Origin of the sequence: Rhodococcus sp. RS1C4, from assembly GCF_002258225.1 — a bacterium.
GTDB lineage: Bacteria > Actinomycetota > Actinomycetes > Mycobacteriales > Mycobacteriaceae > Rhodococcoides > Rhodococcoides fascians_E.
Genome location: NZ_NOXZ01000064.1, coordinates 1 through 712 on the forward strand (window position 1 = coordinate 1; position 712 = coordinate 712).

General features: G+C 67.4%; 1 protein-coding gene. It reads left to right on the forward strand.

Annotated elements, in window-relative coordinates:
• Positions 1-712, forward strand: a 712-nt coding sequence (locus tag CH289_RS27780; protein ID WP_143545150.1) for an AMP-binding protein, incomplete at both ends; no start/stop codon positions are given.

Sequence of the window (712 nt, forward strand, 5' to 3'; positions counted from 1 at the left end):
CCCCGGTGATCGGATCCTGCAGAAAACCCCCGCCGTCTTCGACGTCTCGGTCTGGGAATTCTTCCTCCCCGCCGTCGTCGGCGCCACCCTCGTCGTCGCCAAAGACGGCGGCCACAAAGACCCGTCCTATCTCGCCGAGGTCATCGACCGCCACCACATCACCGTCCTGCACTTCGTGCCCGCCATGCTCGACGCCTTCCTCACCGCCACACCCGACCCCGAACGCCTCACCTCGGTGCGGCGAGTGTTCTTCTCCGGCGAAGCCCTCCCCGCCGCGAACGCCGCCGACGCCGACCGACTCTTCGCCGGCGCCGACCTGCACAACCTCTACGGCCCCACCGAAGCCGCCGTCGACGTCACCGCAGCACCCATCCACGCAGACGCGCTCGCTGATGTGGTGACCGTGCCCATCGGAATACCGGTGGCGAATACCTCTGTGCACGTCCTCGACTCGTGGCTACGCCCGGTACCCGTCGGGGTGACAGGTGAGCTGTATCTCGGTGGCATCCAACTCGCCGACGGCTACATCGCCCGACCCGACCTCACCGCCACCCGCTTCATCGCCGACCCCACCACCGCAGGTGAACGCCTCTACCGCACCGGCGATCTCGTGCGCTGGAACCACGCCGGTGAACTCGACTACCTCGGCCGCTCCGACGACCAAGTCAAGATCCGCGGCTTCCGCATCGAACTCGACGAGATCCGCGTCGTC